General features: G+C 70.4%; 17 protein-coding genes. 8 read left to right on the top strand and 9 right to left on the bottom strand.

Annotated features, from left to right (window positions below):
- Window positions 1-5 precede the first annotated feature (5 nt).
- Both OHU74_RS00085 and OHU74_RS00080 read left to right on the top strand, forming a co-directional pair.
- On the top strand, window positions 6-923 hold the full coding sequence (locus tag OHU74_RS00085) for an ABC transporter ATP-binding protein (protein WP_371613957.1): 918 nt from the start codon (window positions 6-8) through the stop codon (window positions 921-923).
- The gene (locus tag OHU74_RS00080; RefSeq protein WP_371613956.1) at window positions 920-1,741 is read left to right on the top strand and encodes an ABC transporter permease subunit; all 822 of its coding nucleotides are present in this window, start codon (window positions 920-922) and stop codon (window positions 1,739-1,741) included. Before OHU74_RS00085 ends, OHU74_RS00080 begins: the two co-directional genes overlap by 4 nt.
- A 42-nt stretch (window positions 1,742-1,783) precedes the next feature.
- On the opposite strand, the gene OHU74_RS00075 is transcribed toward OHU74_RS00080, so the two are convergent.
- The 5 genes from OHU74_RS00075 to OHU74_RS00055 all read right to left on the bottom strand — a co-directional run bounded on the left by OHU74_RS00075 (window position 1,784) and on the right by OHU74_RS00055 (window position 6,456).
- The gene (locus OHU74_RS00075) at window positions 1,784-2,776 is read right to left on the bottom strand and encodes a nitroreductase family protein (protein ID WP_371613955.1); all 993 of its coding nucleotides are present in this window, start codon (window positions 2,774-2,776) and stop codon (window positions 1,784-1,786) included.
- A gap of 24 nt (window positions 2,777-2,800) precedes the next feature.
- The gene (locus tag OHU74_RS00070; RefSeq protein ID WP_371613954.1) at window positions 2,801-4,129 is read right to left on the bottom strand and encodes a universal stress protein; all 1,329 of its coding nucleotides are present in this window, start codon (window positions 4,127-4,129) and stop codon (window positions 2,801-2,803) included.
- Between the two features lie 13 nt (window positions 4,130-4,142).
- Window positions 4,143-4,775 carry a CBS domain-containing protein gene (locus OHU74_RS00065; RefSeq protein ID WP_371613953.1) on the bottom strand — a complete coding sequence of 211 codons (633 nt, stop codon included), beginning with the start codon at window positions 4,773-4,775 and terminating at the stop codon, window positions 4,143-4,145.
- A 109-nt stretch (window positions 4,776-4,884) separates the two neighbouring features.
- On the bottom strand, window positions 4,885-5,754 hold the full coding sequence (locus OHU74_RS00060) for a universal stress protein (protein ID WP_371613952.1): 870 nt from the start codon (window positions 5,752-5,754) through the stop codon (window positions 4,885-4,887).
- Between the two features lie 33 nt (window positions 5,755-5,787).
- The gene (locus OHU74_RS00055) at window positions 5,788-6,456 is read right to left on the bottom strand and encodes a CBS domain-containing protein (RefSeq protein WP_371613951.1); all 669 of its coding nucleotides are present in this window, start codon (window positions 6,454-6,456) and stop codon (window positions 5,788-5,790) included.
- A gap of 252 nt (window positions 6,457-6,708) precedes the next feature.
- On the opposite strand from OHU74_RS00055, the gene OHU74_RS00050 reads away from it, so the two are divergent.
- The 5 genes from OHU74_RS00050 to OHU74_RS00030 all read left to right on the top strand — a co-directional run bounded on the left by OHU74_RS00050 (window position 6,709) and on the right by OHU74_RS00030 (window position 13,152).
- Window positions 6,709-7,617 (top strand): universal stress protein, encoded by a 909-nt coding sequence (locus OHU74_RS00050; RefSeq protein ID WP_371613950.1) that lies wholly within the window; start codon window positions 6,709-6,711, stop codon window positions 7,615-7,617.
- Window positions 7,614-8,477: a universal stress protein gene (locus OHU74_RS00045; protein ID WP_371613949.1), complete on the top strand. Its 864-nt coding sequence runs from the start codon at window positions 7,614-7,616 to the stop codon at window positions 8,475-8,477. Before OHU74_RS00050 ends, OHU74_RS00045 begins: the two co-directional genes overlap by 4 nt.
- Before the next feature lie 7 nt (window positions 8,478-8,484).
- A complete protein-coding gene (locus OHU74_RS00040; RefSeq protein ID WP_371613948.1) occupies window positions 8,485-11,061 on the top strand; it encodes a cation-translocating P-type ATPase in 2,577 nt (858 codons plus the stop codon).
- Window positions 11,062-11,063: 2 nt separating this feature from the next.
- The gene (locus OHU74_RS00035) at window positions 11,064-11,342 is read left to right on the top strand and encodes a DUF1918 domain-containing protein (protein ID WP_371613947.1); all 279 of its coding nucleotides are present in this window, start codon (window positions 11,064-11,066) and stop codon (window positions 11,340-11,342) included.
- Between the two features lie 79 nt (window positions 11,343-11,421).
- The gene (locus OHU74_RS00030) at window positions 11,422-13,152 is read left to right on the top strand and encodes a GAF domain-containing protein (RefSeq protein ID WP_371613946.1); all 1,731 of its coding nucleotides are present in this window, start codon (window positions 11,422-11,424) and stop codon (window positions 13,150-13,152) included.
- A gap of 16 nt (window positions 13,153-13,168) precedes the next feature.
- Here OHU74_RS00030 and OHU74_RS00025 read toward each other — a convergent pair whose 3' ends face one another.
- The 3 genes from OHU74_RS00025 to OHU74_RS00015 form a co-directional block, all read right to left on the bottom strand.
- Window positions 13,169-13,867, bottom strand: coding sequence for a response regulator (locus OHU74_RS00025; RefSeq protein ID WP_371613945.1), 699 nt, complete (start codon window positions 13,865-13,867; stop codon window positions 13,169-13,171).
- 93 nt (window positions 13,868-13,960) lie between these two features.
- Complete coding sequence (locus OHU74_RS00020; RefSeq protein WP_371613944.1) at window positions 13,961-14,599, bottom strand: CBS domain-containing protein; 639 nt, start codon at window positions 14,597-14,599, stop codon at window positions 13,961-13,963.
- Window positions 14,600-14,625: 26 nt separating this feature from the next.
- On the bottom strand, window positions 14,626-15,090 hold the full coding sequence (locus OHU74_RS00015; RefSeq protein ID WP_371613943.1) for a Crp/Fnr family transcriptional regulator: 465 nt from the start codon (window positions 15,088-15,090) through the stop codon (window positions 14,626-14,628).
- A gap of 221 nt (window positions 15,091-15,311) precedes the next feature.
- On the opposite strand from OHU74_RS00015, the gene OHU74_RS00010 reads away from it, so the two are divergent.
- Window positions 15,312-15,551, top strand: coding sequence for an SHOCT domain-containing protein (locus tag OHU74_RS00010; RefSeq protein WP_371613942.1), 240 nt, complete (start codon window positions 15,312-15,314; stop codon window positions 15,549-15,551).
- Window positions 15,552-15,680: 129 nt separating this feature from the next.
- Here OHU74_RS00010 and OHU74_RS00005 read toward each other — a convergent pair.
- A partial coding sequence (locus OHU74_RS00005; protein WP_371613941.1) for a putative PEP-binding protein occupies window positions 15,681-17,395 on the bottom strand: 1,715 nt, incomplete at its 5' end.

The raw sequence follows: 17,395 nt of genomic DNA, 5'->3' as shown, positions 1-17,395 counted from the left end.
GACCCATGCGTGACAGGCCGGCCATCGAGCTGACCGGACTGACCAAGAGGTACGGGCCGGTGATGGGAGTCGACAGCCTGAGCCTCACAGTGCAACCGGGTGAGGTGTTCGGTTTCCTCGGGCCGAACGGTGCGGGAAAGACGACCACGCTGCGGTGCCTGATCGGGCTGCTCCGGCCGACCGAGGGGCGCGTTCGGGTGCTCGGGCTGGACCCGATCTCCGATCACAGCAGGGTGGCTCCGCATCTGGGGTACCTGCCGGGTGAGCTGCGCCTTTACCCGGAACTCTCCGGAGCGGAAACGCTCGATCTGCTGTCCGCGCTCCAGGGAGCACCCGTGCCCCGCCGCGGCGAGCTGTGCGACCGGTTGGGGCTGACGCCCGCGGTCCTCGCCCGCCCCGTCGGGGGCTACTCGCGGGGCATGAAGCAGAAGCTCGGGCTGGTGCAGGCGATGCAGCACGATCCGCATCTGGTGGTGCTCGACGAACCGACCGAGGGACTGGACCCGTTGGTCCAGGAGACGTTCTTCGCACTGCTGGGCGAGGCGGCCGCCGGCGGACGCACCGTGCTGCTCTCCAGCCACATCCTGCCGGAGGTGCAGCGCACGTGCGGGCGGGTGGCGATCATCCGGGACGGACGACTGGTCACGGTCCAGAGCGTGGCCGGCCTGCGCGAGGCCCGTGCCAGGCGGATCCGCCTGTCCTTCGCGGACGGGCAAGGAGTACGGCCACTGGGCGGCGCGGAGCGCTGGGACCCGCGCTGGCAGGGGGACCGGGTGGAGCTGCTCGTACCTCCGAGCGAAGCGGTGGGCGCGCTGCGCACCCTGCTCAGCCTGCCGGTGGCCGACGTCACGGTGGAGGAGGCCGGGCTGGACGAGGCTTTCATGGACCTGTACCGCGACGGCGCCGGGCGGGCGGAGCCGTGAGACGGCAATGGCCGCTCTTGTGGCTCGCCCTGTACCGGCGGCGCCGGATGCTGGCTGCCCTGCTCGTCGGGATGGTCGTGTTCGAGGCGCTCATCGTGGTGGTCGCCAATGCGATTCCTCCGGGGCAGCTCTTCTCCGCGGGCGGGAAGGGGCCACCCTCGGCCTACCGGGCCTTCAGCGGGTCCAGCGGCGACGTGTCGATCGCCAGCTACCCCGGGCTGCTGGGCGCCGGCCTCACGCACCCCTTCTGGATCGCCATCCAGCTCACCGCGATCGGTTCGCTCGCCGCGGCCGCCGTGGCCGCGGACGTGGAATCCGGGACGGTGGAACTCGTCATGGTGCGTCCCGTCAGCCGTACCCGGCTGCTGGCCGAGCGGACCGCCGCGCTGGTGCTCGCGGCGCTGTCCCTGAACCTTGCCGCGACCCTCACGGTCGCGGTGGGGGTGGCGCTGTCACCGGACATCCACCGGGCGGTGCCGATCGGCGGGGTGTTCGCCGCCGGGCTCATGGGCCTCGGCTTCGCCGTGTGCCTGATCGGGCCGGCGATGGCCGTGTCGGCGGCGGGACGACGGCGGGCCCAGGTGGTCGGCGCGACCATCGCGATCGGGGCCGTCGGCTTCGCCGTCAACTTCATCGCACTGGCCTGGTCGCCCGCAGCATCGCTGAGGTTTCTCAGCCCCTTCCACTACTACGCCCCGGGCGACGCCCTGGCCGAAGGCGGCGTGCTCTGGCCCCAGCTCGGGATCCTGGTCGGAGCGGGAGTGCTGGGCATCCTGCTGGCCCATCTGCTGCTCCGACGCCGGGACCTCGCGCCCTGAGCGGATGCGCCATTGAGCGTCTACGCGCCGTTCCGCCGGCTTCTACTCCCGGATTTCCATGACCTCGGACAACGGGCGGCGGGGCGTGTCGGGGCCTGCGGGGCCGTAGCCGAGACGGAAGACCATCTGCACGTGCCCCATGGCTGCCACCGGGTCACGCAGAGTCCACCGCAGCTCCGGCCATTCCAGGGGATGGGACGTCATCGAGGTGGCAAGGCCGTCAGCAGTGGCTTGCAGAAGGACGCGTTCCATCGCCTGGCCTGCGCGTAGCCAGTCGGCTCTCGCGTCCCCCTCTGTGCTGAGCAGAGCCAGCTGCGGCCGCTTCTCGAACACGGCCCAGCCGCGATCAGGTATCGGGTTGGCCCAACCGAAGTCGCGCACGGGGGTGGGGCCGCCGGAAGCCTTGGGTCCGAATGCGGCGGCAGGAATGCCGTCGCGGCGCGTGCCCGTAGCACTCTGCGTGTGGGAGGTCCAGGCCGTGGTCTCCGCCCGGGCGAGCGGATCGATCTCCTCGCGGTGTTCGGCGTCCCGTACCAGCCCGAGCACGGTGTCGATGTGCCAGGTATCCGGGACGGTGAGCCTGCAGCCCTCCAAGTGGGCCGCAGCCCACAGACCGTCCAGCAACGCCGTCGGCACCGGCTCCTCGCCGAAGGGGTACCTGCTGGTGTGCCGGCGCCGGATGGCGTCGTGCAGGGAGGCCAGCTCGCGGTCCGCGGCCGTGGTTTCGTCGATGGTCACCGTGGCGAGCAGCCACGGTTCGGCGTCGTCGGGCAGGAGCCGGACGCGAACCGGGAGACCGATCGAGGCTGCGGACACGCGGAGGTTGAACAGTGCCGCACCGCAGCCGAGGTGGAGGCTGCGGTGATCCGGGTCGGTCCGAAGCATGGCGCGATCCGGATCGCCGTACAGGGCCAGCGCACTGCTGCCGACATGGAACACGAACTTCCATGGCTGGGCGTTGTGCATGGACGGGGCGGTGACGGCGTCGCCGACGAGCAGCATGACGGTGTCGGGGTCGAAGTATGTTGCGGTCACGGGACTGTTCCTGTCTGTGCGGCCTCAGTCGTGCGCCACGACGGCGACCGGTGAGGTGGCGTGGTGCATCACCGCGTGGGTGATGGGGCCGATGCGGGCGCCGAGTGCCGGGCGACGGATACGCCGGCCAACCACGACGAGGGCCGCGCCAGGCGCAGCGTCCAGGATCTGGATGGCGGGCTGGCCGATGACGATGCGTGCATCGACGGAGAGTCGCGGATACTTCCGCTCCCACGGACTCAGCAGCTCGTGGAGCGTGGTCTCGAGTCCGCCGGCCATTTCCTTCTCGACGCCGAGGTCGAGGGCGGGAGCGTAGGAGAAGACCGGCGGGAGCGACCAGCCGTGTACGACGACGAGCGGGCAGGCCCGCCGGTCCGCTTCCTCGCAGGCAAAGGCGAGGAGCCGGTCGCAGTTGCTGCGCAGGTCCACGCCGAGCACCACCGGTCCGGCATCGTCCGCGTGCCCGGTCGGTTGGTCTCGGCCGTCGACGGAGCGCACGAGGACGACGGGTGTGTCGGTCTCGGGAAGGGTCGCCGAGGCGGTCGAGCCCACGATGAACCCGGCGACGGCGCCGAGTCCACGAGAGCCCAGGACGAGCAGGTCCGCATCTTCCGCAGACGCGGCGAGGACCTTGGAGGCCGCGAGTCCATTCGTGCTGTGGGTGCTGATGTCGAGCGTGCTGTGTTCGCGCAGCAGCCGGTCCCGCGTGCGCGAAAGGAGGTCTTCTGCCCACTGAGGACGCGGTTCGGGAAGTGGCGCGGCAAAGGGTCCGTACTGGGCCCAGTCCTCCGCGTGGACGAGTTCCAGAGCTGCACCGCGCAGTTCGGCTTCGTTGGCGGCCCAGTCGGCTGCGGCGCTGCCGGCGCTCGATCCGTCCAGACCCACCGTGATCCGGTTCGACATGATGTTCCTCCTGGGTCGGATGGTTGCTGCTTCCAGGCTCTTCCGCTTGCGGGGCCTCTGGGAGGGACCGAGCGGCCCAACCGGGGACCGACCGGCCCTGCCCCGTTCTACTGCGGCGCAGGTGAGTCTGTTGTCGACGTCGACGACCGGCAGCCGCTTGACCCGGTGCCGCTGCATGACCCGGGCCGCGCGGACCACGCTCCACTCGGGTCGGGCTGTGACGGCCGGGCTGGTCATCAGCTCCTCGGCTGTTGCGGCACCACCGGCGGGCCGCCGGCGGAGAAGGTCGGCTTCGGATACGACGCCGACCGGGTGCCCGGTTTCGTCGACGACGGGCATGGCGGTGATGTCGAACTCCTTCAGGAGCCGAGCGATCTCCTTGAACGTGGTCGTGCGCCGGACGGTGACGGCGGTGTGCGTCATCAGGTCCGCGACACTGCGGTGCCTCATGGCGGTGGTGCCTTCAGGCGGAGACGGGGGCGGTGAAGTCCGCCTTGACGTCGACGACGCCCGGTACGGTACTGGCAGCGCGGACGACGATGTCTTCCATCGCGGGGTCCGGCAGCGAACCGTTGAGGTAGGCGATGCCGTCGGCGACGTGGACGTGTACCTCGACGGGACCGTGCACGTGGACGTGCCTTTCGGCGGGAACTTGCGGCGGTAGCTGATACATGATCAGTTCGCGGATCTCGGCGCCGATGTCCTCGTCCGGGCGCAGGAAGACCTTGAGCAGGTCGCCGCGGCTGACGACGCCGACGAGTCGGCCGTCGTCGTCGACAACGGGAAGGCGCTTGAGGTGCCTGCGGGCCATCAGACGCGCCGCGGTGGGGATGGTGGCGTCCTTCGTGACGGTCACGGCCGGGCGGGTCGTCAGCTGCTCGGCGGCGGTGTCGTGGGTCGTGTCGGTGCCTTGGGTCTTGAGCAGCAGGTCGGCTTCGGAGACGACGCCGGCCACCTGTCCGTCCTGGGCCAGGACGGGGAGCGCGCTGATGTTCCACATCCGCAGTTCTTCCACGATGTCCTTGAACGCGGTTCTTCGGTCGACGGAGATCACGGCGTGTGTCATGACGTCCTCGACGGTGCGCAGGTGCTTCATGGTCTTCCTCCTCAGTGGGACGGCCGTGCTCATGATGGTGTGAGGGGCGACCGTCCCTGGGTAGGGCTGTCCGGGGCTTTGAGGTGGTCTGGCCACCAGTACCGCTCCTTCAGTCGTGGGCGATGACGGCTACGGGGGCTGCTGCGTGGTGCAGGACCGCGTGGGCGACCGAGCCCAGGTGCGCCCCGAGGGCGGAGCGGCGAAGATGGCGCCCCACGACGACGAGTCCCGCTCCTTGCGAGGCCCGAACGAGATGCTCGCCCGCGGATCCCATGAACACGTTGTGGCTGACATTCACGTCGGGGAACTTGCGCTGCCAGGGCAGCAGCATGTCGTCCACCATGTGTGTGACGCTCCTGCCGATGTCCCGTTCGTTGTCCGGGTCGAAGAAGGGGACGTAACTGTAGGCGGCCGGCATCTTCCAGCCGTGCACGGCCCGCAGCGGGCAGTCGCGCCGGGCCGCCTCCTCGAAGGCGAAGGTGAGTACCCGGTCGCACGCTTCATGGATGTCGACACCCACGACGATCTCAGCGCCGGAGCCGGTGCCCGGGCCGTCGGGGTCGTCGGTGACGCGAACGAGGACGACCGGGGTGTCGGTCGCGACCACGGTGGACATCGCCACCGAGCCGACGACGAAACCGACCAGGCCGCCCAGACCGCGCGATCCCAGGACCAGCAGGCCGGCGTCGGCGGCCTCGGCCGCGAGAGCGGCTGCCGGCCGTGCCGTCAGGCAGCGGGTCGTGATCTCCAGGTGCGGGTGGCGCCCGTGCAGCTCCGTCGCGGCCTCGGCCAGAGCCTGGTCCGCCCAGCGGTCCACGTCCTGGCGGCCCAGTCCGGGGAACATCGGGTCCAGGGGCCAGTCGACGGCGTGCACGAGGCGGAGCGGCACCTGCCGCAGGACGGCCTCGTGCGCGGCCCAGCGTGCTGCTGCCCGGCTCTCAGGGGAGCCGTCGACTCCGACGGTCACGTGGTTCTTCATGGCTTCGATTCCCTTCGTACGGTCCGGCGCTCATCACCACGGCATGGCGTGCCGGGCACGGTCCGCGTGCATGCCTGCCGTGTCGTCGGTTCGGGCGGTGATGCGTGATGCCACGGCGACGACCCCGTCGAGTTGTTCGACGAGGCCGAGAAGCGCAGGGAGCTGACTCCTACGCTCGACACGGCCCTCCAAAGTGACGATGCCGTCGACCACATGGACGTCGACGTCACCGGCCGGCACACCGAGCACCTCCGTGAGGACCTCGTCGGTGATACGCCGGCGCATCTCGGAGTCCGGGCGCAGGAACAGGCGGAGCAGGTCCCGGCGGGTGACGATGCCGACGAGCCGGTCCTCCACGTCCACGACGGGGAGGCGTTCGATGCCGCGACGGGTCATCAGCCGGGCGGCGTCAGCCACTGTCTCTTCGGCGTGAACGGTGACCGCCGGCGCGGACATGACCTCGCCCGCGGTGGGCGGACCAGGCGCCGGGGGGCTCTGCTCAGAGGGATGGGAGCCCGACACCGTGTGGGCCAGCAGGTCGGTCTGCGAGACGACGCCCACCACGCGGTCCTCGTCGTCCAGGACAGGGACTCCCGAGATGTCGTACTGGGCGAGGAGCTTCGCGACGTCCTTGAAACCGGTGCCCGGGGCCACGGACACGACCTCGTCGGTCATCAGGTTCGCCACCTTGAGATGTTTCATGAGGCCCTCCTGCTCCGCCGTGTCACGCGAGGCTGGTGTCCGGTGTGGGGTGTGTCCCCACCATCCGTCGAAGGCCGCCGGCGATCGAGGGCCGAACGGTCCCGTCCGGGGGGCCGCAAGGGCCCGAGGTCTCCGGTCGACGACGATGGGGACCTTTGGTCCCGTCTGCGGTCCCGGGCGGCCCTCTTGCCGAAACGGCGGCGGTGCCACCGTGGGTGGTGTCCCTCATCGGCTTCTCGGTTGGGAGGAATCGTGGAAAGCACATTCCGCACCCCGGACACCAGCTCGGTCACCGTCGGCGTGGACGGCTCACAGTCGGCGCGCGTCGCTGCCCTGTGGGCGGCCAAGGAGGCCGCACGCCGTGACCGCCCCCTCCACATCGTCTACGGCTCCGACACCGACGGCAGGGCCTTGTACGTGTCGGCGGAGACCATCGACCGTATCCGTGTCAACGGCCGGGCCATCCTTGACGAGACGGCGAAGGCCGTGTCGGCCGAGTACCCCGGGTTGAACGTGACCACCGAGTTCAGCCGCGCGAGCGCCGTCGACAGCCTTCACCGGGCCGGCGGGCTCCACGGCACGGTCGTGGTGGGCAACCGCGGGCTGGGCGGTTTCAACTCCCTCATGCTCGGCTCGGTCGGGCTGGGCACCGCGGCCATCGCCATGACGCCCGTCATCGTCGTCCGGGGCATCGACGGGGCCGAGGAGACCGGCACGGTCCTCGCGGCGATCCGCGATGAGCACGACCTCCTGATCGCCCGGTACGCCGCCCGGGAAGCCGAGCTGCACAAGGCCTCCCTGCGGCTCCTGCACGTGTGGAACGTGCTCCAGTCCGTAGGTGAGGTGGTCAGCATGCTCGACGGCGTCGACGAGATCGCCGGCGGCCGTGCAGAGACCCTTCGGGCCGTCACGGACGTGGTCCGCGGCGAGTTCCCCGACCTGGAGGTGCAGGCCGATGCGGAGAAGAGCATCTCCGTGGCCGGTGTCCTGGTCGAGGCGTCCCGGCACGCCGACCTGCTCGTCATGGGCGGCCGCCGGATCCCAGGGCCCCTCGGACTCGCCCCCAGCCTGGGCAAGGCCACGCACAGCCTGCTGCACCACGCCCACTGCCCCGTCCTCCTCATCCCCCGGACCGGCAGCGACTTCGGGAGCCGGTCATGACCATCCACCTGACAGGAAGCCATGGCATCGTCGTGGGCATCGACCCGGACAGGGACTGGCACCTTTCCCTGGCCTGGGCCGCCGACGAGGCACAACGGCGCCGGCTCCCGCTACGCCTGGTGCTCGCGGTACCGCCCCAGCACGACACCCATCACGTCGACGACACCCCCGGTCAGACGGCCCTGCGGCAGGCCGCATCCGACAGGCTCGGCCAAGCGTGCAACTGGGTGCGTGACCGCCACCCCGAGGTGGCCGTCACCGGCGATCTGCTCGGCGGCTTCCCCGTCCCCGTCCTGGGCGGCGCGGCGCGAGAAGCCCGCATGATCGTCCTCGGCTCCCGGCACCTGAGCCGCACCGCCGAGTTCTTCAGCGCCGGCTCGCTCGTGGTCCCCGTCACTGCCCAGGCCCATTGCCCGGTCGTCGTCGTGGGCGACGCCGAACACATCAGCCAGCAGCCGCCCTACGTCGTCGCCGGTATCGACGGCAGCGCGTCCGCCACTGCCGCGCTGGACTTCGCCTTCGACGAGGCCGACCTCCGGGGGGCGGCGCTGCGGGTCGTCTGCGTATGGCAGCCGCCGCTCATCATGCTGAACGACGAAGAGGTGGCACTGCACGCCCAGCGCACCCTGCTCTCCGAGGCCACCGCCGGCCTGTCGGACAAGTACCCGGACGTGCACGTGACGCACGAAGTCCTCGCCGGCCACCCCGTCGAGGAACTCGCCCGGGCCGCCGAGCACGCCCTGGCCGTCGTCGTGGGCCGCCGCGGCCGCGGCGGATACACCGGCATGCGCATCGGATCCGTCGTCCACGGCCTCCTGCACCGCGCGCACTGCCCCGTGATCACCGTCCCCACTGGCTGAGCCCGCCATGACCAGCCGCGCGATCGAAACGCCGTCCGTCGCCTCCTCGGCCCCGACAGGGCTGACACGGGCCGAGGCCGAACGCCGGCTGGCCCGCTACGGACGCAACGAGGTGGCACCTCCGCGACCCACACCCCTCCGCCGCCGGGTACTGGCGCAGCTGCGTGATCCGCTGATCATGGTGCTGCTCGGTGCCGCACTCCTGACCATCGCGATCGGCGACCACCCGGACGCCGTCGTCATCGGCCTGGTGGTCGTCTTCAACACGACCGTGGGAGTGGCCCAGGAGGTCCGGGCGGACCGCGCGGTCGCCGCGCTCTCCGCTCTCTCTGCCCCGCACGCCCGGGTGCTGCGCGACGGCGCCGCCTACGAAGTGCCGGCAGCGCTCGTGGTACTGGGTGACAGCCTGCTGTTGGGCGAGGGTGACATCGTCGCCGCGGACGCCGATCTCACCGAGGCATCCGCTCTCCTGATGGACGAGTCGATGCTCACCGGCGAATCGGAACCCGTCGCCAAATCCACGGGTGACGTGGTCAGCGCCGGCACCGTCGTGGTGCGCGGGCGAGGTGTGGCGACGGCCACGGCCACTGGATCCGCCAGCGCCCTCGGCCGGATCGCAGCCCTCCTGGACGGGGACCACGAGCCGACACCGCTCCAGCGCCGCCTCGCCTCCCTCGGCCGCGTCCTTGCCGCCGTCACCCTCGCCCTGTGCGTGCTGTTCTTCGCCCTGGGCCTCCTACGCGGCCTCGGCGTGAGCACGATGGCGGTCACCGCCATCAGCCTGGCCGTCGCCGCGGTGCCCGAGTCCCTGCCCGCCGTGGTCACCCTCGCCCTCGCCCTCGGAGCCCGCCGCATGGCGGCCCGCGGCGCCCTGGTCCGGCGCCTGCCGGCCGTGGAGACACTGGGCTCGGTGAGCGTGCTGGCCACGGACAAGACCGGCACCCTCACCGAGGGCCGCATGGTCGTCCAGCGCCTGTGGACGCCGTCCGGAGCCGCGGACGTGTCCGGCAGCGGATACGAACCCCAAGGAGACCTGACCCGGGCCGGACGCTCCCTGACGCCCGAGCAACTCCGCCCACTGCAGGAACTGCTCACCACGGCAGCCCTGTGCAACGACGCAAGCCTGAAACCACCCCAGAGCGGCTCCGCAGCATGGACGGCCGTGGGCGACCCCATGGAGGCCGCACTGCTGGCAGCCGCTGCCAAGGCAGGCTGCCCCGACCCCGCCGAGCTGCACCGGGACTGCCCCCGGATCGGAGAAGCACCGTTCGACAGTTCGCGTAAGCGGATGACCACCCTGCACCACCTGCCCGACGGCAACGTCCTGGTCTGCCTCAAGGGGGCGCCGGAGAGCGTCCTGGCTCCCATGGTGCTCGCCGAGCCGCCCGAGGTCCTGGACCAGGCTCGCCTGCAAGCTGCCCAGCTGGCCGCGCACGGATTCAGGGTCCTGGCGGTGGCAGGCGCCGAACGGCTCCAGTGGAGTCTGCCCGCCGCCGAGGCGGAAGAGGGACTGAGCCTTCTCGGCCTGATCGCCATCAGCGATCCGCCGAAAGCGACCGCCGCCACCACTCTGGCGGCCTGCCGCGCTGCCGGCATCACCCCGGTCATGATCACCGGCGACCACCCCGCGACGGCTCACGCCATCGCCGTACGCATCGGCCTCGTCGAGGACGGTCCAGCCGATTCCGTCGTCACCGGACCCGAGCTTGCCGCAGCACCGGACACCGACCTCACCGCGGTACGCGTCTTCGCCCGGACCGATCCGCAGCAGAAGCTGGACATCGTCCACGCCTGGAGGGCCCGCGGCGCAGTGACCGCCATGACCGGGGACGGCGTCAACGACGGCCCCGCCCTCCGCCAGGCCGACATCGGCGTCGCCATGGGCGCCCGCGGCACCGAGGTGGCCCGCCAGGCCGCCGACCTCGTCCTCACGGACGACGAGCTGTCCACCGTGGTCACGGCCGTCGAGGAAGGCCGCCGCGTCTACGACAACATCCGACGCTTCCTCGTCTACGCGATGGCCGGTGGGGCCGCCGAGATCCTCGTGATGCTGGCAGGTCCCCTACTCGGCCTGGCCCTCCCGCTTCGGGCGGGCCAGATCCTGTGGATCAACCTCCTCACACACGGTCTGACCGGCGTGGCCATGGGTGCCGAACCGGCCTCACCAGAGGCCATGCGGCGCCCGCCCCGGCCGCCCGGACAGCACATCCTGGCCGCAGGCGTGTGGCAACGCCTCCTCATCCTCGCTGCGGCCGTGACGGCTTTCAGCTTGATCGCCGGCATCGGCGCGCGCTCCATGGGCCTGCCCTGGCAGAGCGTGCTCTTCCTGTCCCTGCTCGGAGCCCAGCTGGGCGTGGCCCTGGGACTGAGGGCCCGGCTGCTCACCACCCAGAACCTCTCCCTCCCCGCCGCCGTGGCGGCCTCCGCCCTCCTTGCGATGGCTGCCCTGCACCTTCCCGCTCTGCAGTCGCTGCTGGACACCCAGCCGGTGGGCTGGGCCGGCATAGGGCTCGCCGCCTCGGCAGCCCTCGCGGCGTTCGTCGCCGCCCGGCTCCTGCGGGGCGCATTCCACAGAAAGGCATGATCATGAACGCGCATCCGCTTGCCCACGGAGACGGGATCCACGCCGAGGTCGGCGACCAGATCATCGTGGGCGGCCCCACCGTCGGAACGACAGGCCGTGACGGCGAAGTCATCGCCCTGCACCACGAGGACGGCACCCCGCCGTACGACGTGCGCTGGTCCGACACCGGCCGTACCACCGTGATCTTCCCCGGACCGGACGCCCACGTCCGCCAGCTGCACGACGAAACCGGTACGCCGCGACACGAGGAGGAGCCGGAAGGGGCAGTGGCATCCCGTTGAGTGGAAAGGCCGGGCGCCCCGACCGGAGATACCGTGGAAGTGATGGCCGTCTCGCCATCCCTTCCTGCCGGAGGCGGGCATGAGCACAGGGGAACAGCCCACCCGGAGCGGTGTTCCTCGTCTGCGGCTCGACGAACTGCTGGATGAACTCCAGGTACGGATCGACGAGGTCAGAGGCACGCGGGACCGGCTGAACGGTCTACTCGAAGCCGTCATGTCCGTGGGCCGGGAACTCGACTTGCCGCAGGTCCTGCAAGGCATCGTCGAGGCCGCCGTAGTGCTCGTGGACGCCGAATACGGGGCCCTCGGAGTCATCGGGAACGACAAGAAACTGGCCGAGTTCCTTCCCGTCGGCATCAGCGACGCCCTCCGCGCACAGATCGGAGACCTGCCCTCCGGCCACGGCATCCTCGGCGAGCTGATCCGCCACCCCGAACCACTGCGGCTGTCGGAGCTGTCCGAGCACCCGGCCTCGTACGGGTTCCCCGACCACCACCCGCCGATGCACTCGTTCCTCGGTGTCCCGATCCGGGTCCGCGAGGCGGTCTTCGGCAACCTCTACCTGACCGAGAAGCGCGGCGGAGCCGACTTCGACGCCGAGGACGAAGCGGTCCTGTCCACCCTCGCCGTCGCGGCCGGCATCGCCATCGAGAACGCCCGGCTCTTCGAGGAGGTCCGGCTGCGCGAGCGCTGGCTGGAGGCCAGCTCCGACATCACCAGCGCCCTGCTCTCCGGAGCGCCCGAGAACGAAGTCCTCGAGGGCATGCTGGAGCAGGCCAAGGACATCACCCGCGCCGACATGGGCGTCTTCTACCTGCTCGGCTCCGCCGGTGAACTGCGAGGCTCCCTCGCCCTCGGGGAAGGAGCAGAGGCACACCGCGGGATCGTCCTGCCCAGTACCCAGGGAACCCTCGCCGAGGCCGCACTGGCCCACAACGGCCTCATCACGGTCCCCGACGTGGCGACCGACGAGCACGTCACCGTGCACCCCGAGCGGTGGACGGGCTTCGGCCCGGCGGTCGCCGTCACCGTCGGCACCAAGGAAAGCCTGAGCGGCGTCCTGATGCTGGCCCGGCGGCACGGACGCCCCGTGTTCGCCACCACGGAAGTCGCCCCACTTCCGGGGTTTGCGAGCCAGGCCGCCCTCGCCCTGGAGCTCGCCGACCGGCGCCGTGACACCGAGCAGATGAGCCTCCTGGAGGACCACGACCGCATCGCCCGCGACCTGCACGACCTGGCCATCCAGCGCCTCTTCGCCACCGGCATGACCCTCCAGAGCGCCCAGCGGTTCATTGACCACTCCCAGGCATCGGAACGCATCGCGCGCGCCGTGGACGACCTCGACGCCACCATCAAGATCATCCGATCGACCATCTTCGGACTCCGCGAGCACGAAACCCCCGGTGAGGCCTCCAAGCTGCGCTCCCGCGCCGTCAAGGCCCTGGACGGGGCGGCCGCAGCCCTCGGCTTCGCCCCTGCCCTGCGGATGGAAGGACTGATCGACACCGACGTACCGTCCGCCGTCGCCGACGAGGTCATCGCCGTGGTGGGGGAAGCTCTCACCAACGTCGCCCGCCATGCCGGGGCCACGCGGGTGGAGGTCTCGATCGCCGCGGGCGACGGGAAGCTGACGATCACGGTGACCGACAATGGAGTGGGCTTGCCCGCCGGCGGTCGGCGCAGCGGACTGCGGAACCTGGCGGAGCGTGCCGAAAGGCTCAGCGGCCAGATGGAGATTGCCGCGCCGGGAAACGGGGAGCGGGGCACTCGCCTGGAGTGGGAGGTACCTCTGGTCCCGCCGGCTCGGTGACCTCTACCAGACGTTCCTACCGCTTCACCGTTCCGGCCTCGTGCTCGTGGACCTGGGCGGCGATCACAGCCGCCTGGACCCGCCGCTCCACGCCGAGCTTGCCCAGCAACCGCGAGATGTGGTTCTTGACCGTCTTCTCGGACAAGTAGAGCTGCTTGGCGATCTGCCGGTTGGTGAGGCCCTCGCCGATGAGCTCCAGCACAGCCCGCTCCCGTTCGGACAGAGCTGCCAGGCGAGCGTCCTCCGGTGTCTTCGCCGGTTCCGGGTCACGCAGGGAGTGCATCAGGCGGGCGGTGGTCGCGGGGTCCAGCATGGACTGGCCGGTGGCGACCGTGCGTACGGCCGAGACCAGGTCAGCACCCTTGATCTGCTTCAGCACGTACCCGGCGGCCCCCGCCATGATCGCGTCCAGCAAGGCGTCCTCGTCGTCGAACGAGGTCAGCATCAGACAGGCCAGCCCCGGCATGCGCGAGCGCAGCTCGCGGCAGACGGTGATGCCGTCGCTGTCGGGCAGCCTCACATCGAGTACGGCGACATCCGGACGGAGCGCCGGCCCGCGGGTCAGCGCCTGCTCGGCCGTACCGGCTTCACCCACGACGGTGATGTCCGGCTCTGCATCCAGAAGGTCGCGCAGCCCACGCCGGACCACCTCGTGGTCATCGAGGAGGAACACCTTGATCGGCGCCTCTGCGGAGGCGTTCGGATCCTCGGACATGATCGCCCCTGGCTCGGTCCACGTGCTGTGCCTTTCCATCCGAATTGTCTCAGGAAGACGCGCAAGGCACCCTGTGGCCGACGAGAACCGGAGCTAGGCAGCGATGGTGCCGTCCAGCTCCATCCGGACGTCCACGACACCCTCGACCGCGCGGATCGCCCGTGCGAGCAGGGGGACCAAAACCCGGTCCCGCAGTGGGCCGCGAAGGGTGACGACGCCGTCCTGTACGGCGAAGTCCAAGGTCACACCGGGTGCCAGTTCGGTGAGCACGGCCTGGCGGATCTCCTCCTCGAGCTCCTCGTCTGGCCGCAGGAACACCTTGAGGAGGTCGCTGCGGCTGACCACGCCTTCCAGCATGCCGAGCACGTTCACGACGGGCAGGCGCTTGACGTGCTTGCGGGCCATGATCCGGGCGGCTTCGGTGACGGGCGCGTCGGGGTGGACGGTGATCGCCGGGCTCGACATGAGCTCCTCGGCCAGCACCGCGCCGGCCTTCGACGCTTCCTCCAGCTGCTCGGGCAGTGCGGGGTCCGTACGCCGGAACTCTTCCTTCGGCAGCAGGTCCGCCTCGGAGACCACGCCGACGACCCGGCCTTCGCCTTCCAGGACGGGGACCGCGCTGACCTTCCACTGGTGCATCAGCTCGACGATCTCCTTGTAGGACGCCCCACGGCCGATGGCGATGGCGGTGTGCGTCATGACGTCACTGACGGTGTAGCGGGATGCGGGCATGACCGGCTCCTTCGGCATACGGACGATCAGAGGAAGCTGCCGCTGCCGTAAGGCGCGTACAGGTCGAGAAGGCACACGCGGGCGGCCTGCAGCCGGTTGGCCAGGACCTGCCCGATCCAATGGCCCAGGGCAGAGCCGAAGGCGGTGTCGTCGTCCATCAGCGTCCGTACGCGCGCCGCGTCGAACTCGTACGCGCGGACGGGCGTCATCGCCTCGGCGCCAAGGCGCCAGGAGTAGGGCTTGAAGAGCCACGAGCAGCCGACCAGCTGACCGGCACCGAGGCTATCGATGACGGCGGCGCGCCGCCCGGGCACGTGGACGTCCAAGGTCACGGTGCCGGACCGGACGATCCAGAACCGGTCGGCGTGACCGCCCTCGCTGAAGAGACGCGTCCCCTCGGCGAAGTTGACCTCTTGGGCCAGTTCCATCAGACGGGAACGGCAGTCGGCGGGCAGCGCCTCGGAGATACGTGTGGGTGACGGGGTGGTCATGAACGGCCTCCTGTTCGAGTCCGTCTTCAGTCTTGGTGGTCCCGCCAGTCCCGACATGGGCCCTGTGGCCCCGACTGTGGGCCGACCGGCCCATGCCGGGGCTCGGTGCAGCCGGAGATCCTGGCAGCAGATGGCCGGCTCCCGACCGTCGACCCCGTCCACCTGGTAGGTGCGCAATGTACTGGAATGGCCATGGCATGGGGGCCTGGGGATGGTTCGCCATGTCCCTCACCACACTGATCATCTGGACCCTGATCGTCGCCGCGGCCATCCTCGTGGTCCGCGCCCTCAGGCGGGACGGTGCGGACGGGCACACAGTGCCCGCGCCGCACCCAACCCCCGACAAGGGGGCCGAGAAGCTTCTCGCGGAGCGATTCGCCAGAGGCGAGATCGACGACGAGGAATACCGCCGGCGGCTCGCGGTACTGCGAGCCCATATCCCTGGGCCGACGTCCCTTTGAGCAAGCCCGACCTGGTCACCGTCTTCCGCCTGTGTGAGAGCAGCGCGTAGCGGACGGCCCACTCGCGCGCTTCACCTCCTTGGAGCCCTCCGCCCGCTCGCACCGGCCCCGGCGGGGTCGGTGAGCGTGTCACTTCGTCGCGTCCGCAGACCGTGCCGACAGGGCTGCACGGCCGGCCTCCAGGCGGGCGACGGGGACGCGGAACGGGGAGCAGGAGACGTAGTCGAGTCCGGCCCCGTGGAAGAAGTGCACGGAGGTGGGGTCACCGCCGTGTTCCCCGCACACGCCGATCTTGAGGTCGGGTCGGGCCGCACGACCTTCACGGACCGCGATCTCCACCAGGCGTCCGACTCCTTCCCGGTCGATCGTCTCGAACGGGGAGGTCTCGAAGATTCCCTTGTCGAGGTAGGCGGAGAAGAACTCCGCCTCGACGTCGTCGCGGGAGAAGCCCCATGTGGTCTGCGTCAGGTCGTTCGTTCCGAAGGAGAAGAACTCCGCCTGGCTCGCGATACGGCCGGCGGTCAGGGCTGCCCTGGGCAGCTCGATCATGGTTCCGATCGGGCAGGTCACCGGGACTCCCGTCTCGCGCGCGACCGTGGACAGCACCTCCTCCACTTCTTGCCTCACGAGGTGGAGTTCCTCGACCGCGCCCACGAGCGGGACCATGATCTCGGCACGCGGATCACCTCCCGCCCGCTTGCGGGCAACGACGGCCTCTGCAATGGCACGGACCTGCATGGCCACCAGGCCCCGTTTCACGAGACCCAGTCGGACGCCCCGCAGGCCGAGCATCGGGTTCTCCTCGTGCATGCGCGTGACTGCGGCCAACAGCTCGGTGTCGTGAGGATCCTGTGTCCGGCCCAATGCTTCGTCCCGGGCAAGGCGTACGGCCAGGTCCGTCCGGTCGGGCAGGAACTCGTGCAGAGGCGGGTCGAGCAGCCGGATGGTCACGGGCAAGCCGTCCATGGCGGCGAGGATTCCGGTGAAGTCCTCGCGCTGCAAGGGCAGGAGTGCGGCCAGCGCGACCTCGCGGTCGTTCTCCGTGGGCGCGAGGATCATGGCTTCCACCAGTTGACGGCGGTCCCCGAGGAACATGTGCTCCGTACGGCACAGTCCGATGCCCTCTGCGCCGAACCGGCGTGCTCGGGCCGCGTCCTGCGGTGTGTCGGCGTTCGCCCGTACCCCCAGGCGTCGGGTGGCATCGGCGTGCTCCATGAGGCGGTGCACCTCGGGTACGCCCTCCTGCGCGGTGGCGTCCGGCGCGGGTGAGCCCGCCTCGAAGTAGCGCATGACCGCGGAGTCGACCAGTGGTACCGCGCCGAGGCGGACGAGGCCTTCGAAGCCGTCCACGGAGATGGTCTCGCCCTCGGAGACGACGACATCGCCGACGGAGAAGCGGCGTTCCCCCAGATCGATGGAGAGCGCGTCGGCCCCGCAGACGCAGACCTTGCCCATACCGCGCGCCACCACCGCCGCATGGCTGGTCTTGCCGCCCCGGCTCGTGAGCACCGCCTGAGCGGCGACCATGCCCGGGAGGTCGTCGGGCGTGGTCTCCTGCCGTACCAGCACGACTTCCTCTCCGGCGGCGGCCCGCCGAACCGCCTCCCCGGAGTCGAAGACGACCACGCCCACGGCCGCACCCGGCGAGGCCGGGATACCGCGTGTGAGCACGGGAGCCGCGACACCTGCGTCGAACCGGGGGAACATCAGCCGCGCCAGCATGTCGCCGTCGACACGGGCCAGCGCTTCATCAGTGGAGATGAGGCCCTCGTCGGCCAGTTGCGAGGCGATGCTGAAGGCCGCCTGCGCGGTGCGCTTCCCGACACGGGTCTGCAGCATCCACA

Origin of the sequence: Streptomyces sp. NBC_00454 (assembly GCF_041434015.1) — a bacterium.
Taxonomy (GTDB): Bacteria; Actinomycetota; Actinomycetes; order Streptomycetales; family Streptomycetaceae; genus Streptomyces.
This window is presented reverse-complemented; position numbering and strand designations above follow the sequence as displayed.

Excerpts from the sequence above, each read along its gene's own strand:
- OHU74_RS00035 (WP_371613947.1), top strand. The coding sequence starts at position 11,064 with ATGAACGCGCATCCGCTTGCCCACGGAGACGGGATCCACGCCGAGGTC.
- OHU74_RS00055 (WP_371613951.1), bottom strand. The coding sequence starts at position 6,456 with ATGAAACATCTCAAGGTGGCGAACCTGATGACCGACGAGGTCGTGTCC.
- OHU74_RS00020 (WP_371613944.1), bottom strand. The coding sequence starts at position 14,599 with ATGCCCGCATCCCGCTACACCGTCAGTGACGTCATGACGCACACCGCC.
- OHU74_RS00060 (WP_371613952.1), bottom strand. The coding sequence starts at position 5,754 with ATGAAGAACCACGTGACCGTCGGAGTCGACGGCTCCCCTGAGAGCCGG.
- OHU74_RS00030 (WP_371613946.1), top strand. The coding sequence starts at position 11,422 with ATGAGCACAGGGGAACAGCCCACCCGGAGCGGTGTTCCTCGTCTGCGG.
- OHU74_RS00085 (WP_371613957.1), top strand. The coding sequence starts at position 6 with ATGCGTGACAGGCCGGCCATCGAGCTGACCGGACTGACCAAGAGGTAC.
- OHU74_RS00015 (WP_371613943.1), bottom strand. The coding sequence starts at position 15,090 with ATGACCACCCCGTCACCCACACGTATCTCCGAGGCGCTGCCCGCCGAC.
- OHU74_RS00040 (WP_371613948.1), top strand. The coding sequence starts at position 8,485 with ATGACCAGCCGCGCGATCGAAACGCCGTCCGTCGCCTCCTCGGCCCCG.
- OHU74_RS00065 (WP_371613953.1), bottom strand. The coding sequence starts at position 4,775 with ATGAAGCACCTGCGCACCGTCGAGGACGTCATGACACACGCCGTGATC.
- OHU74_RS00025 (WP_371613945.1), bottom strand. The coding sequence starts at position 13,867 with ATGTCCGAGGATCCGAACGCCTCCGCAGAGGCGCCGATCAAGGTGTTC.
- OHU74_RS00045 (WP_371613949.1), top strand. The coding sequence starts at position 7,614 with ATGACCATCCACCTGACAGGAAGCCATGGCATCGTCGTGGGCATCGAC.
- OHU74_RS00010 (WP_371613942.1), top strand. The coding sequence starts at position 15,312 with ATGTCCCTCACCACACTGATCATCTGGACCCTGATCGTCGCCGCGGCC.
- OHU74_RS00070 (WP_371613954.1), bottom strand. The coding sequence starts at position 4,129 with ATGAGGCACCGCAGTGTCGCGGACCTGATGACGCACACCGCCGTCACC.